Raw genomic sequence first — 12,928 nt, 5'->3', positions numbered from 1 at the left:
GGAGCCTTTACGAGACCGATACGGCAAGTGGCTACCCTCTCAGGGAATCCCTGTCGGCAAACTGAGGATGTCCGTCATGATCGAACCCGTGCAGCTGCCCGCTCCGTGGCGGGACGCACGACTGACCGTCGTGGTGCCCACCTACAACGAGGCGGGGAACCTCCCGGTCCTGGTCGAGCGGCTCCTTGCGCTGCCGCTGCCGGGCCTGCGCATCCTCGTCGCGGACGACAACTCGCCGGACGGCACGGGTGAGGTGGCGGACAAGCTCGCCGTCGAGCACCCGGACCGCGTCGAGGTGCTGCACCGGCCGGGCAAGGAGGGCCTGGGGCGGGCGTACGTCGACGGGATCGGTCGCGCCCTCGACGGTGGCGCGGAGTACGTGGCGCAGATGGACGCGGACCTGTCGCACCCGCCGGCGGCGCTGCCCGGGATGCTCGGCGCGCTCCTGGCGACGCAGGCCGGCGTGGTGATCGGCTCCCGGTACGTGCCCGGTGGCGAGCTGGACGAGAACTGGCCGTTCTACCGTCGCGCGCTCAGCGGCTGGGCGAACCTCTACGTGCACACGCTGCTGCGGGTCCGGATCCGCGACCTCACGGCCGGCTTCAAGATCTGGCGCGCGGACGCGCTGCGCGACATCGGGCTCGAGCGGGTGCAGTCCAACGGTTACAGCTTCCAGGTGGAGATGCACTACCTCGCCACCAAGCTCGGCCACACCATCCTCGAGGTGCCGATCCGGTTCGAGGAGCGCCGCGAGGGCGCCTCGAAGATGACCACCGCCACGAAGATCGAGAGCGCGCTCATGCCCTTCAAGCTGCGCAGCAAGCACCGTAACGTCGAACGCTGAAGCCGCTTCGCGGCCGTTCGTCCGGGTTGGGCGGCTTCCAGCCCACCCGGACCGGCCCGGGCCGGGCCGGGCCCGCCGTCACGAAGCGTGCCAGAACTCTCCGTAACGGCCGCTCCGGCGGGGCGCCCCTCCCATTTCTCCTCGGCCTCGGGGCGATCACCCTCAGTGAGGCAGGTGCCGAGGAGAGCGCAGCGGAGGCGGCACCGAGCAGGGCACATCGGGCAGATACCGAGCGGGGCGCCGGCTCCTGCGAACGGGTCAGCTGTAGATGGCGCGTTGGGCCGTACCGATGGCGGCGGCGTAGAGGCTGCCGGTCAGGGCGCGGTCGCGGGCCAGGGCGGCCCGGGCGGCGTTCGCCCCGGGAGCGCCGTGCACCCCGCCGCCGGGATGCGCCGACGCGCTGGCCAGGAAGAGCCGGTCCACCGGGGTGTCCGCTCGACCGAGGCCGGGGACCGGGCGCAGGAAGAGCTGCTGGTACGCGGCTGAGGTGCCGCCGCCCACCGCCCCGCCGATGAGGTTCGCGTCGCCCTTCTCCAGGTCGGCCGGGCCGGCCACGTGCCGCCCGACGATCAGGCTCCGGAACCCCGGCGCGGCGTCCTCCAGCACCTGCTCCATCCGCTCGACGTGCCCGGCGATCTCGTCGGCCCGCCAGATCCGCCGGAACGGCAGATGGGTGTACGACCAGAGCGACTCGGTGCCCGGCGGCGAGTGACTCGGATCCGCCACGCTCATCTGGCCCACCAGCAGGAACGGCCGCTGCGGCAGCTCCCTGCGGGCCAGCTCCGCGGCGTAGCTGGTCAGGCCGTTCAGGTCGGCGTTGAGGTGCACGGTCCCGGCGGTGGCCACCGCCGGATTGGTCCACGGCACGGGTGCGCTGAGCGCCCAGTCCACCTTCAGCGTGGAGCCGTCCCAGCGGAAGTGCGACAGGTCCTCCACCAGCCTCGTCGGCAACGCCGCCGCGCCGACCAGGTCGAGGTAGAGCGCCGGGGCCGGCACATCGGCGAGCACCGCACGCCGGGCCCGCCACAGCGCGCCGCCGACCGTGCGTACCCCCATGGCCCGCCCCCGCGCGGTCAGCACCCGATCCACCCGCGCTCCGTAGAGGATCCGTCCACCACGCTCGGTCAGCCGGGCCACCAGCGCGTCGGTGATCTTCTGCGACCCGCCCTCCGCCACCGGCCAGCCGACCTGCTGCCCGAGCATGGCGAGCAGCCAGCCGTACACGCCGGAGCCGGCCTCCTCGGGCGACAGGTCGGTGTGCAGGGTGCAGCCGGCCAGCAGCGCGGGCCCGCCCTCACCGTCGAACAGCTCGTCGGCGAGCTTGCGGATCGGCACGACCAGCCGTCGGGCCAGCCGCAGCACGCCGGAGACCCGCATCCGGCTCAGCAGGGCCAGCCCACCACGCACCGGTGGGAACGGCGTGGTGATCGTCTCCATCATCGGCTCGGCGACGTCGATCCAGTCGTCGTACGCGGTCAACCACCGCTCGCCGTCGCCGGGCGCGAACGACTCCAGCGAGGCCGCCGTGACGTCGGGATTCCGGTTGAGCACCGCGGCCCGGCCGTCGGGCAGCAGGTGAGCCAGCACGTCCGGGGAGTGCCGCCAGCTGAGTCCGTACCGGGCCAGGTCGAGCCGGCGCAGCACCGGCGAGGCGTACCCGAGGGGGTAGAACGCGCTGTACAGGTCGCTGAGGTAGCCGGGGGCCGTCACCTCGGCCGACCGGACCGCGCCGCCCGGCACGCCGTTCGCCTCCAGGACGACCACGTCCCAGCCGGCGTCCGCCAGTATGTTGGCGGCGACCAGCCCGTTGTGGCCGGCCCCGACAACGACGGCGTCCGCGCTCTCCGCGCCGGTGGGACTCATCGGATCCGCCTACCCTGCCTGGAACCGGGCGAAACGCGTTTGCCTCGGCGGGACCGGGGCATGCAGCGCCGCATGTACACGGTTGCGCAGCTGATAGGTGGGGTCTGGGGCGCCGGCGGCGACGAGGGTGAGCTGGTCGTGCACGACCCAGCCGACGGCTCGCCGGTCAGCTCGGCCCCGGTCGCGACGGCGGACGTGATCGGCAAGGCGGTCGACGCGGCCCGCGAGACGGAGCCGGAGTGGGCGTCGACTCCGCCGGCGGAGCGGGCGGCGGCGCTGCACCGGGCGGCGGACGCGGTGGAGGCGATCACCGACGAGCTCGCGGCGGCGGTCACCGCCGAGATGGGCAAGCCCCTGGCGGACGCGCGCGGCGGTGTCGAGGCGGGCATCGGCACGCTGCGACAGTACGCGGAGCTGGCCCCGGTACGTGGCGGGCGCACCCTGCACGGCGGCCACCACGCGATCGACTTCATGGTGCCGCAACCGCACGGGGTGGTCGCCGTCATCACCCCCTGGAACGACCCGGTGGCGGTCTCCTGCGGCCTGCTCGGCGCGGCACTGGTCACCGGCAACGTGGTGCTCTACAAGCCGAGCGAACGTACGCCGGCCACCGGGTGGCTGCTGGCGAAGGCGCTGGACGAGGCCCTGCCGCCCGGGGTGCTCTCGCTGCTCACCGGTGGCGCGGAGACCGGGGCGACGCTCGCGGCGCAGCCGGTGGACGTGGTGGCGCACGTCGGCTCGACCGCCGCCGGTCGGGCGATCGCCGCGGCCGCGGCGCGCACCGGCGCGAAGGCGCTACTGGAGAACGGCGGCAGCGACCCGCTCATCGTGGACGGCGACGTCGACCCCGTCTGGGCCGCCCAGGAGGCCGCCCTGGGCGCGTTCGCCAACGCCGGCCAGATCTGTGTCGCCGTCGAGCGGATCTACGCCCACCGCGATGTGGCCGAGGATTTCGTGGCCGCGCTCGTGGAGCGCGCCACCCAGCTGCGGACGGGGCCCGGCCGGGATCCGGCGACCGAGCTCGGCCCGCTGGTCGACCGCCGGCACCGCGACCACGTGCACGGCCAGGTCACCGCGGCGGCGGCGCAGGGCGCGCGGGTCCTCACCGGCGGCACGCTCCCCACCGGCCCGGGGGCGTTCTACCCGGCCACGGTGGTCGCCGACTGCCGTCACGACATGCCGCTGGTGCGCGACGAGACGTTCGGGCCGGTCGCTCCGGTCGTGGTGGTGGACTCCTTCACCGAGGCGCTGCGGTGCGCGGCCGACTCGCCGTACGGGCTGGCCGCGACGGTGCTCACCGGTTCGATGAGTCACGCCCATCGGGCCTGGCGTGAGCTGCCCGTCGGCACCGTGAAGGTCAACGCCGTGTTCGGCGGCGCGCCCGGTGGGGCCGCGCATCCGCGGCGGGCCAGCGGCCAGGGCTTCGGGTACGGGCCGGAGCTGTTGGACGAGTTCTCCGCGATGAAGGCCGTGCACATCGAGGCGCCGGGCGGCGGCCACTGGTGACGTACGCGACGGGTGGCCGTCCGTGATCGGACGGCCACCCGTCAGGGTACGAACCGGATCAGCGACCCCGCGCCTGGGTCGTCTTCCGGTTGTTGGCCTTCTGGATCGCCTTGACCAGCTCGGGCTTGTTCATCCGCGACCGGCCCGGCACGTCCAGCTTGCGGGCGACCTTCATCAGGTGGTCCTTGGTCGCGTTCGCGTCCACCCCGCCCGCCGTGGGCGCGCGGCGCTCCGGACCTCCGCCGGCCGCCTGCCGGTCGCTCGGACCCTTGCGGCCCTTCGACTCCCAGTGGTCGCCGACCTTCTCGAACTGGTTCTTCACCGAGGCGAACGCGGTCCGGTGGGCCCGCTCCCCCTCGCCGTACGTCTCCACGGCCGAGTCGTGCGTCTTCTCCCAGGTGCGCTGGGCCTTCGCCGGGGAGCGCCGCAGCGTGCTGGGCAGTACCTCGCGCCCGGGCATCTCGTCCTCCTCCGCGTCGATGGGTGAAATTGCTCTGCCTTCGACCGTTCCCCCGAGCCGGTGCCGCAAACCGCCGCCGGCCGCCGGGGCCCGGCCCGGTTTGCCGACATTCGGCCCTGGGTACCGAACGCGTGCGGAAGGGCCTCTTTCCGGACCGAATCCGCTGTAAAGGGGCTCTTCCCCCACGCCTCGGGCAGGGAGCGGAAGATGACGACGACGGACCACAGCGCCCCGGCCTCCGGTCGACCCGGCCTGCGCCTGCCCCGACGGGTACGCCAGCTGAGCTGGCGGACCTGGTCCGGGGTGCTGGTCCGCAGCGTGCAGAACTTCGTACGCGACAACTGCACCGACTGGGCCGCCGCCCTCACCTACTACGGCGTGCTGGCGCTCTTCCCGTCCGCCATCGTGGTGGTCGCCCTCGTCGGTCTGGTCTCCGACGGCGAACAGACCGTGGACACCGTGCTGGAGCTGGCCCGCCAGGTGGGCGCCGGCTCGGTGGTGGGGAACGAGAGCTTCGTCGGCGTGGTCCGGACCGTCGTCGAGCAGGAGAGCTCGGCGAGCGTGCTGCTGAGCTTCGGTCTGCTCGGTGCGCTCTGGTCGGCGTCCGGTTTCATCGGCGCCTTCACCCGCGCCTCGAACGCCATCTACGGGGTGGCGGAGGGGCGCCCGTTCTGGAAGCTGCGGCCGTTGCAGATCGGGCTGGCGGGGCTCTCGCTGGTGCTGCTCGCGGCGGTGGCCACCGGACTCATCGTCAGCGGCCCGGTCGCCGACGGGGTCGGTGACCTGCTCGGCGCCGGTGGACTGGCCCGGACGGTGTGGAGCGTGGGGCGGTGGCCGGTGCTCGCCCTGATCATGATGGGGCTGTTGTCGCTGCTGTTCTGGATCGCCCCGAACGTACGCCAGCCCCGGTTCCGCTGGCTCACTCCAGGTGGCGCGGTGGCGTTGACGGCCTGGGCGGTCGCCTCCTTCGGCTTCGGCGTCTACGTGGCGAACTTCGGCTCGTACGACGCCACGTACGGCAGCCTCGGCGCGGTCATCGCCTTCCTGGTCTGGCTCTACCTGTCGAACTCGGCGCTGATGCTGGGCGTGCAGATCAACGCGGAGTTGCAGCGGGGCCGGCGGTTGCAGGCCGGCGAGGAGGAGCCCGAGGAGCCGTTGCTGCCGCCGCGGGCGCCGGCCGGTTCGTGACCGCCTGCCGGTTTGACGCCGGTGCCCTCGGGTAGCGCAGAAGGCATGGAGCGTGGCAACAGCAAGCACGGACCGAGGATCGACGAGCAGATGAGCCAGGAGGTCAGCGGCCTCGTGCAGGGGCCGGGGACGGGCGGCTCCCGGGTCGACGAGTCCCGGGTGCCGGAGCCTGCGGGCGAGGACCAGCCGGAGGCGACCACCGCACCCGCCGGCGAGTTGCGCAGCGGAGCGCCCAAGGGCATGAGCTCGCAGGACGTCGAACGGCGCAGCCGGTTCGGCCGGTTCATCACGATGAGCGCGCTGCCCGGCGACCGGGAGACGCTGGTCGCGAACGCCCGGGACAACGACGCGCCGGACGACATCATCGCCGCGTTGCAGACCCTTCCCGAGGGCATCCGCTACCAGACGATCTCCGAGGTCTGGGCCGCGCTCGGCAACAAGAACGAGACGACGCGCTGGTGACCGGGGTCCTGCCCCGGCTCCGGCGACAGTTCCGTCGACAGTGAGGAGGACCTGATGAGTGGCGTTACCGAACACGTGGACGTCTCCGTCCCGGTACGGACCGCATACGACCAGTGGACCCAGTTCGAGGAGTTCCCCCACTTCATGGAGGGGGTGCAGCAGGTCCGGCAGCTCTCGGAGACGATGACCCACTGGACGGTGGAGATCGCCGGGGTGAAGCGCGAGTTCGACGCCGAGATCACCGAGCAGCTCCCCGACGAGCGGGTCGCCTGGCGATCCACGAGCGGTACGCAGCAGGCCGGTGTGGTGACCTTCCACCGGCTGGACGCGGAGAACACCCGGGTGACCCTGCAGCTGGAGTTCGAGCCGCGCGGCGTGGTGGAGCAGGCCGGCGACAAGATGGGCATCGTCGACCGGCGTGCCAAGGGCGATCTGGAGCGGTTCAAGCACTTCATCGAGCGGCGCGGGCAGGAGACCGGCGCCTGGCGCGGCAAGGTCGACCGCCCCCAGCCGTGACCCCCGTTCACCCCCGAGAGACACGAACGTACGACGGCCGCCGGGACCGACCCGGCGGCCGTCGTAGGTTCGCGCCCAACACCCGGTTCGCGCTCAGCACTCTGTTTGCGCTCAGCGCGCCCGGGTACGGCGATGACATGACGGACAAGAAGAAGGTGTGGCGCAACGAGGAGCGGACTTCCGTGGAGGAGGTGAGCCGGGCCGTCGCGGGCTCCTCGATCGACGGGCAGGGCGACGACGTCACCGCCAACGACGCGGGCGAGGAGTCGGCGTTCGGGCACGGGCCGGAGGCGGTCGACCGGGACGGTCAGGCCGCCGGCGCCGGCCGGGAACCGACAGATCCCGACCGGGCCTACCGCCCTTCGACCACCGGACGCACCGGCCCGGACACCCTCTGACGACACCGCGCCCGGCCCGCCGTCGACGTCGGCGGGCCGGTCCGTCCGGCGCGTCCGGCGACCCGGACGGCACCGGCGCGCGGGTCGGCCGTGCTCACCCGGCGACGGGCCGGCGGGACGCCGCCGCGTGCAGGGCGATCAACGCCACGGCCAGGGCCAGCAGCGCCGACCCGAGGGCCTGCACCGAGGTGTTCGAGATGAGCAGGCCGATCCCGGCCGGCACCACCGCCGCGCCCAGCGCGGAGGTGCCGACCTGCAACCCGATGGTCCGCTCCGCGTGTGCCGCGCCGACCCGGTCGGCGGTGGTGAGGGTGAGCAGCGGGAAGACCGGCGCGGCGGCGAAGCCGACCACCACCAGCCCGACCACCGCCACCCAGGCCGGCGCGGGCAGCGCGATCAGCGCGGCACCCGCCGCCATGCCCAGCAGGCTGCCGCGCAGGACCCCGGCCGCTCCGAGCCGCTCGGCGGTCACCCCCTGCACCACCCGCCCCAGGAAGAGGCTCCCCCAGTAGGCCGACACGCAGAGACCGGCGACCCCGTCGGAAAGCCCGCGCCCCGAGGTGAGCAGCAGGAACGCCCAGAGCCCGGCGGAGACCTCGACCGCCACGTACACGGCGAACGCGAGCGCACCCAGCCAGACGGCGGGCAGCCGCAGCGTCTCGCGTACCGGGACGGGGCGGACCGGCGCGGCGGGTTCGGCCACGACGCCGACCGAGCCGGCGGGCCCCGACACCGCGTCGCCGACCGCCGCCACCGGGGTGTCCGCGGCGTCCGGGGCGTCCGCGGCGGGAACGCGCTGCCGCCAGGCCCGCACGCTCAGCACGAACGCGGTGGCCAGGGCGAGCTCCGCCGCAGCCACGATGCCGTACCCCCAGCGCCAGCTCTGCCCGGCGCCGAGCGCGCCCGTCATGATCAGCGGCCCGATGGCGACGCCGAGCCCGAAGAAGGCGTGCAGCCAGTTCATGTGCCGGGCCCCGAGCGCACCGGCGGCGTACGCGTTGAGCCCCGAGTCGATCGCACCGGAGCCGAGCCCCAGCACCACCGCGCTCCCGATCACCATGGCCAGGCCCGGACTGACCGTGTAGCCGGTCAACGCCAGGGCGGCCAGGATCGTGCTGCCGGCGAGCAACCAGCCCACGCCGAGCCGGGCCAGCGTGAAGCCGGCCAGCACGCTGGAGGTCAGATACCCCGCCGTGCTGGCGGTGAGCACCAAGCCCACCGCCTCCGTGGGCACGCGGAAGTCGGCCGAGATAGATGGCCAGCCGACGCCGATCAGGCCGTCGGGCAGGCCGAGGCTGACGAAGGCGAGGTACGCCAGCAGGAGCAGGGCGGCCCGGGGCCGCGCGGGGGTGGCAGACACGGAGGCACATCCTGCCTTCCCGCGCCCCCGTTGAGCCGTACCGGGTCCCCGCCCGGCGGGTCGCTCCGCCGGATGGTCCGAAAAACGGACAGCTCATCCAGAATCGGCCGAACGGGGGACGGCAATGCCGTCGTATCGCGTAAGACTTTCCGGATGCCACAAAGCTCCGGAATCCTCAGCACGCGTCAGCGCCGCCTGGCCTGGCTCGGCTTCCTGCTCGCCGCCCTCCAGGCCCCCGTCTCCGCCCGGCTCGTCTCCGACGACTCGTGGTTGTTCAGCCTCTGCGTCGCGCTGATGGTGGCCACCGTGCTCCTCGCCGACGACGCCCGCCGGCGGACCGCCGACGCCCGCGCGAACGACTAGTCACCGGCACCCGGACGCGCCTCGTGTCCGGGCAGGCCACGGGTTCGCCGCCGCTCCTTCATCTCCGCCTCGTGGAGGTGGCGCCGACCACCGACCAGCTGCTCGCGGGCGTACCGGTCAAGCTCCCGGAAGAGCGTGTAGTAGCCGTCGTCGAAGTCCTCGACGATCTGGAAGGTCCAGCGTCCGGCTATGACGTTGCGCCCCAGCAGCTGCGTACGGATCCGTTCGGCGGTCTCCGGATGCCCGGCGTCGCGGAACATCCGCACCGCGTCGTCGAGCATCAGGTCGGCGTGCCCGATCAGCTGGTGCAGCGAGTAGAGGTGACCGCGTGCCCGTTCCACGCACTCCAGCGCCTCGCTGAGCTTGCCCAGCGCCGCCACCGTGCCGTCGCCGACTCCTGCCGGCCGCTGGTGCGCCTCGTCGGGTCCGTCCTGCTGCGCCATCGTGCCTCCGTGCTCCTGTCCGTGCGGACGGTTCCGCTCGGCCGCGGCGGGCCGGGCTCGCCGCCGCCCCGTGGCCGGCTTCACACCACCGGGGGAGGTAGCGCTCCGCCGGCGAGTGGCCTCGGTTAGCGTCGTTCCCCATGCGTGTGCCGTTCAACCGGGTCGCCCCCCATGCCGTCGACTCGGCACGGTCCGCCCTCGCCGCCCTCGCCGACGCAGTCGGCGACGGTCTCGCCGTCAGCACCGAACGCCCAGGGCTGCACGCCCTGCTCGACCAGCACGCCGCCGCCGTACGCGACGCGCTCGGCGGTGACCTCCGTCCGCTGAACGTGGCGGTGCTCGCCGGCTACCTGGAGGGGCTGCTCACGGCGGCGTCGGAGCGCGGCTGGCAGCCCGTGGTCGGCCCGATCGACTGGTCCGATCCGGACTGGCTGCGCATCCGGCTGCTCGCGGTCCACGCGCTGGCCCGCTCCCTCGATCCGGCCTGAGGCACCGACCAGCCCGAACTGTCGTGCCACGACGACTTCGCCCGTCGGGCGCCGACCTCGCCCGACAGGGATCGCCGCGACGCACCGCACATGATCGGAAACTGCGGAGCCGGTCCTCGGGCTAGGCTGCGGGCATGCCAGGAACGGTCGGGCGGGTCCCCACACCGTCGGCGCCGCTGTCCGGGTCACCCGTCCGGGCCGACGCGGCGGCCGCCGTCCTGGCGTACGACTGGGCCGGCACGGCGCTCGGGCCGCGCCACTGCTGGGATCCCGCGGTGCGGGCGGTCGTCGACCTCGTCCTCGCCTCCCCGGTGCCGATGGCCCTCGCCTACGGCGACGACCTCCTCCTGATCTACAACGACGGCTACGCCGAGCTGATCGGTGAGCACCACCCGGCGGCTGTGGGGCGCCCCGCCGCCGAGGTGTTCCACGAGCTGTGGCGCCTGCCGGGCGTCGGGAACGTAATCGAACGCGTCTACCGCGACGGCGGGACGTTCCTGGAGAAGGAGAGCACGCTCCAGCTGGTCCGCGACCGCAGCGGCGTGGTCGAGCAGGCCGTCTTCACCTGCGGCTACTCGCCGGTGTGCGACGGGGGCGGGCGGGTCGTGGCGGTGCTCGCCGTGGCGGCCGAGACCACCCACGTCACCCAGCAGCTGCAGAGCCTCAGCGAGGTCGCCGCCGCGCTGGCCGGCACGCTGACCCTGGACGACGTCGCCCGGGTCGCCCTGCGTTACGCGATCACCACGTTCGACGCCGACCGGGTCGCGTTCGGGGTGGACGAGGGGGGCGGCGGCTGGCGGATGGTCCGCCGGATCCGGGGCGAGCTGATCGACGAGGCCGACGAGCGGCTCCCCCCGCTGTGGCGGCGTACCCCCGCCGACTGGCCGGACCCGCTGGTGCAGGCGGCCCGGACGGGCAATCCGCTGATCACGAGCGCCGGTCAGCCGCTGCGCGAGACCGCCGTGGACCGGCACGACCAGAAGATCGTCTCGCTCGCCGCGGCGCCGCTGCACGCGTCGGTCGTCCGCGGTGGGCTCTCCGTCGGCCACCAGGCCGCACGCACCTGGTCCGCCGCCGAGCGCGCGCTGCTCGCCGCGTCGGCGGAGCTCATCGGGCAGGCGGCCGAACGGGCTCGGCGGTTCGAGACCCAGCACGGCACCGCCCAACTACTGCAACGCAGCATGCTGCCCGAGCACCTGCCGGACCTGCCCCGGCTGCGCATCGCGGCCCGCTACGACCCGGGGGTGGACGGCAACGCGGCCGGCGGCGACTTCTACGACGCCTTCCTGCTGCCCACCGGCGAGCTGGGGGTCGTGCTCGGCGACGTGGCCGGGCACGACGTGCGGGCCGCGGCCCGGATGGGTCAGGTACGCGCGGCGCTGCGGGCGCTGGCCCTGACCGATCCGCGTCCGGACGCCGTCCTGGCCGGCCTGGACCGGCTCGTCGCCAGCCTGGGCACCGAGGCCGGCACGCCCGAACTCTTCGTCACCGTGATCTTCGGGGTCATCGACGCCGAACGGCAGGAGTTGACCCTGGCCAGCGCGGGGCACCCGGCCCCGCTGATCCGCCGCTGCGCCCCGGACCAGCGGCCGTACGCCGAGTACGTCGACCTGCCCACCGGCGCGCCGCTCGGGCTCGGTGCCCGACCGGCGGTGACGACTGTCCGGTTCGCGCCCGGGGACACGCTGCTGCTCTTCAGTGACGGGGTGATCGAGCGGCGGCGGCAGAGCCTCAGCGTCGGCCTGGCCACCCTCGCCGACGCGGTGGGCGCGGCCGGCAGCGGCGACCCGCGGGCGCTCTGCGCGGTGGCCAGCGCGGCGGTTCCCGAGGCCACCGAGGACGATGTCGCCGTCCTCGCGGTGGAGCACGCGTTGGTGCCGAGCCGGTCGGCGGCGATGGAGGTGCCGGCGGAGCCGACCGCCCCGAGCCGCGTGCGGCGCTGGTTGACCGCGCAGCTCGGCGAGTGGCGGGTGCCGGAGTCGCTGATCAGCGCGGCGGTGCTCTGCACCAGCGAGTTGACCACCAACGCGCTGCTGCACGCCGGCACCGCCGCCCGGGTGGAGATCGACCTGAGCGCCGAGCGGCTGCTGGTCTCGGTCGCCGACTCGGGCACCCGCGGGGCGGTGACCCGCGCCCAGACCGACACGTTGAGCAGCCGGGGCCGGGGGCTCGGGTTGATCGAGGAGCTGAGCGACGCCTGGGGCACCGACCCGACGGTGCGCGGCTCGACCGTGTGGTTCGAGCTGCTGCTCCCCGCCGACTGACCGAGCCCCGCCGAGTGAACCGAGCCCCGCTGCGCGTCGGCCCCGGCCGCGGCGGGTAGGAGGTCCGCCATGCCTACCGACAATCCCAGCGGCGTTCTCTTCGACGTCGACGGCACCCTGGTCGACACCACCTACCTGCACACGGTGAGCTGGTGGGAGGCGCTGCGCCAGACCGACCAGCCGGTCCCGATGGCCACCGTGCACCGGGCGATCGGGATGGGCTCCGACAAGCTGCTCGACCACCTGCTCGGCCCGGAGCGCGACCGCGACGCCGACGGGCGGCTGCGCGACGCGCACGACACCCTCTACGCCGAGTACTGGGAGCGCCTCACGCCGCTTCCCGGGGCGGCGGACCTGCTGCGGGCGTGCGCCGAACGCGGGTTGCGGGTGGTGCTCGCCACGTCGGCCGCCGAGCACGAGGTCACCGCCCTGCGCCGGGCGTTGGACGCGGACGACGTGATCGCGGCGGTCACCTCGTCGGCGGACGCGGCGCAGAGCAAGCCGGCGCCGGACATCCTGGTCGCCGCGTTGGACCAGTCCGGTCTGCCCGCCGAGCGGGTGGTCTTCGTCGGCGACTCGGTGTGGGACGTCGCCGCCGCCGGCAAGCTGGACATCCCCTGCGTCGGGCTGACCTGCGGCGGAACCAGCCGGGGTGAGCTGGCCGGGGCCGGCGCGGTGGCGGTCTACGACGATCCGGCCGCGCTCCTGGCGACGCTCGACGACTCACCGCTGACCCGCTCGACATGAGCGTCGCTCGGGGCTGAGGCATAGCC

At 73.8% G+C, this 12,928-nt stretch carries 14 protein-coding genes; 10 read left to right on the top strand and 4 right to left on the bottom strand.

The genetic code is table 11. The annotated features are described in order from the left end of the window. Positions 1 to 76: 76 nt before the first annotated feature. Complete coding sequence (locus D7147_RS23680) at positions 77 to 844, top strand: polyprenol monophosphomannose synthase (protein WP_120681321.1); 768 nt, start codon at positions 77 to 79, stop codon at positions 842 to 844. A gap of 258 nt (positions 845 to 1,102) precedes the next feature. Here D7147_RS23680 and D7147_RS23675 read toward each other — a convergent pair whose 3' ends face one another. Then, positions 1,103 to 2,707 (bottom strand): phytoene desaturase family protein, encoded by a 1,605-nt coding sequence (locus tag D7147_RS23675; RefSeq protein ID WP_120681319.1) that lies wholly within the window; start codon positions 2,705 to 2,707, stop codon positions 1,103 to 1,105. 72 nt (positions 2,708 to 2,779) lie between these two features. Between D7147_RS23675 and D7147_RS23670 the strand changes: the two genes are divergently transcribed. Next, positions 2,780 to 4,213 carry an aldehyde dehydrogenase family protein gene (locus tag D7147_RS23670; RefSeq protein ID WP_120681619.1) on the top strand — a complete coding sequence of 478 codons (1,434 nt, stop codon included), beginning with the start codon at positions 2,780 to 2,782 and terminating at the stop codon, positions 4,211 to 4,213. A 58-nt stretch (positions 4,214 to 4,271) separates the two neighbouring features. Here D7147_RS23670 and D7147_RS23665 read toward each other — a convergent pair whose 3' ends face one another. Next, positions 4,272 to 4,673 (bottom strand): ChaB family protein, encoded by a 402-nt coding sequence (locus D7147_RS23665; RefSeq protein WP_120681317.1) that lies wholly within the window; start codon positions 4,671 to 4,673, stop codon positions 4,272 to 4,274. Between the two features lie 207 nt (positions 4,674 to 4,880). On the opposite strand from D7147_RS23665, the gene D7147_RS23660 reads away from it, so the two are divergent. The 4 genes from D7147_RS23660 (at position 4,881) to D7147_RS23645 (ending at position 7,237) form a co-directional block, all read left to right on the top strand. Then, entirely contained in the window at positions 4,881 to 5,861 is a 981-nt protein-coding gene (locus D7147_RS23660) for a YihY/virulence factor BrkB family protein (RefSeq protein ID WP_120681315.1), read from the top strand. Between the two features lie 45 nt (positions 5,862 to 5,906). After that, positions 5,907 to 6,323, top strand: a complete 417-nt coding sequence (locus D7147_RS23655; RefSeq protein ID WP_120681313.1) for a DUF2795 domain-containing protein — start codon at positions 5,907 to 5,909, stop codon at positions 6,321 to 6,323. 54 nt (positions 6,324 to 6,377) lie between these two features. Further along, positions 6,378 to 6,839 carry an SRPBCC family protein gene (locus D7147_RS23650; RefSeq protein WP_120681311.1) on the top strand — a complete coding sequence of 154 codons (462 nt, stop codon included), beginning with the start codon at positions 6,378 to 6,380 and terminating at the stop codon, positions 6,837 to 6,839. Between the two features lie 137 nt (positions 6,840 to 6,976). Further along, positions 6,977 to 7,237 (top strand): hypothetical protein, encoded by a 261-nt coding sequence (locus D7147_RS23645; RefSeq protein ID WP_120681309.1) that lies wholly within the window; start codon positions 6,977 to 6,979, stop codon positions 7,235 to 7,237. Positions 7,238 to 7,331: 94 nt separating this feature from the next. On the opposite strand, the gene D7147_RS23640 is transcribed toward D7147_RS23645, so the two are convergent. Next, the gene (locus D7147_RS23640) at positions 7,332 to 8,597 is read right to left on the bottom strand and encodes an MFS transporter (RefSeq protein WP_199716461.1); all 1,266 of its coding nucleotides are present in this window, start codon (positions 8,595 to 8,597) and stop codon (positions 7,332 to 7,334) included. 153 nt (positions 8,598 to 8,750) lie between these two features. Between D7147_RS23640 and D7147_RS23635 the strand changes: the two genes are divergently transcribed. Continuing rightward, on the top strand, positions 8,751 to 8,960 hold the full coding sequence (locus D7147_RS23635) for a hypothetical protein (RefSeq protein WP_120681307.1): 210 nt from the start codon (positions 8,751 to 8,753) through the stop codon (positions 8,958 to 8,960). On the opposite strand, the gene D7147_RS23630 is transcribed toward D7147_RS23635, so the two are convergent. Beyond that, positions 8,957 to 9,403 carry a hypothetical protein gene (locus D7147_RS23630; RefSeq protein ID WP_120681615.1) on the bottom strand — a complete coding sequence of 149 codons (447 nt, stop codon included), beginning with the start codon at positions 9,401 to 9,403 and terminating at the stop codon, positions 8,957 to 8,959. The genes D7147_RS23635 and D7147_RS23630 overlap by 4 nt on opposite strands. Before the next feature lie 140 nt (positions 9,404 to 9,543). Here D7147_RS23630 and D7147_RS23625 point away from each other — a divergent pair, with 140 nt between their 5' ends. The 3 genes from D7147_RS23625 (at position 9,544) to D7147_RS23615 (ending at position 12,902) form a co-directional block, all read left to right on the top strand. Then, a complete protein-coding gene (locus D7147_RS23625) occupies positions 9,544 to 9,891 on the top strand; it encodes a DUF6401 family natural product biosynthesis protein (protein WP_120681305.1) in 348 nt (115 codons plus the stop codon). Positions 9,892 to 10,025: 134 nt separating this feature from the next. Continuing rightward, complete coding sequence (locus D7147_RS23620) at positions 10,026 to 12,155, top strand: ATP-binding SpoIIE family protein phosphatase (RefSeq protein WP_120681303.1); 2,130 nt, start codon at positions 10,026 to 10,028, stop codon at positions 12,153 to 12,155. A gap of 69 nt (positions 12,156 to 12,224) precedes the next feature. Then, positions 12,225 to 12,902: an HAD family hydrolase gene (locus tag D7147_RS23615; protein WP_120681301.1), complete on the top strand. Its 678-nt coding sequence runs from the start codon at positions 12,225 to 12,227 to the stop codon at positions 12,900 to 12,902. Positions 12,903 to 12,928: the final 26 nt, after the last annotated feature.

The organism is Micromonospora musae (genome assembly GCF_003626545.1).
In the GTDB taxonomy this organism is placed as follows: Bacteria; Actinomycetota; Actinomycetes; order Mycobacteriales; family Micromonosporaceae; genus Micromonospora; species Micromonospora musae.
Note: the sequence above shows the minus strand (reverse complement) of the source record. Positions and strands in the feature narration are given on the sequence as shown.

Bases quoted from the DNA above. Each gene is read 5' to 3' on its own strand.
- D7147_RS23680 (WP_120681321.1), top strand. From the start codon at position 77: ATGATCGAACCCGTGCAGCTGCCCGCTCCGTGGCGGGACGCACGACTG.
- D7147_RS23675 (WP_120681319.1), bottom strand. From the start codon at position 2,707: ATGAGTCCCACCGGCGCGGAGAGCGCGGACGCCGTCGTTGTCGGGGCC.
- D7147_RS23670 (WP_120681619.1), top strand. From the start codon at position 2,780: ATGTACACGGTTGCGCAGCTGATAGGTGGGGTCTGGGGCGCCGGCGGC.
- D7147_RS23665 (WP_120681317.1), bottom strand. From the start codon at position 4,673: ATGCCCGGGCGCGAGGTACTGCCCAGCACGCTGCGGCGCTCCCCGGCG.
- D7147_RS23660 (WP_120681315.1), top strand. From the start codon at position 4,881: ATGACGACGACGGACCACAGCGCCCCGGCCTCCGGTCGACCCGGCCTG.
- D7147_RS23655 (WP_120681313.1), top strand. From the start codon at position 5,907: ATGGAGCGTGGCAACAGCAAGCACGGACCGAGGATCGACGAGCAGATG.
- D7147_RS23650 (WP_120681311.1), top strand. From the start codon at position 6,378: ATGAGTGGCGTTACCGAACACGTGGACGTCTCCGTCCCGGTACGGACC.
- D7147_RS23645 (WP_120681309.1), top strand. From the start codon at position 6,977: ATGACGGACAAGAAGAAGGTGTGGCGCAACGAGGAGCGGACTTCCGTG.
- D7147_RS23635 (WP_120681307.1), top strand. From the start codon at position 8,751: ATGCCACAAAGCTCCGGAATCCTCAGCACGCGTCAGCGCCGCCTGGCC.
- D7147_RS23630 (WP_120681615.1), bottom strand. From the start codon at position 9,403: ATGGCGCAGCAGGACGGACCCGACGAGGCGCACCAGCGGCCGGCAGGA.
- D7147_RS23625 (WP_120681305.1), top strand. From the start codon at position 9,544: ATGCGTGTGCCGTTCAACCGGGTCGCCCCCCATGCCGTCGACTCGGCA.
- D7147_RS23620 (WP_120681303.1), top strand. From the start codon at position 10,026: ATGCCAGGAACGGTCGGGCGGGTCCCCACACCGTCGGCGCCGCTGTCC.
- D7147_RS23615 (WP_120681301.1), top strand. From the start codon at position 12,225: ATGCCTACCGACAATCCCAGCGGCGTTCTCTTCGACGTCGACGGCACC.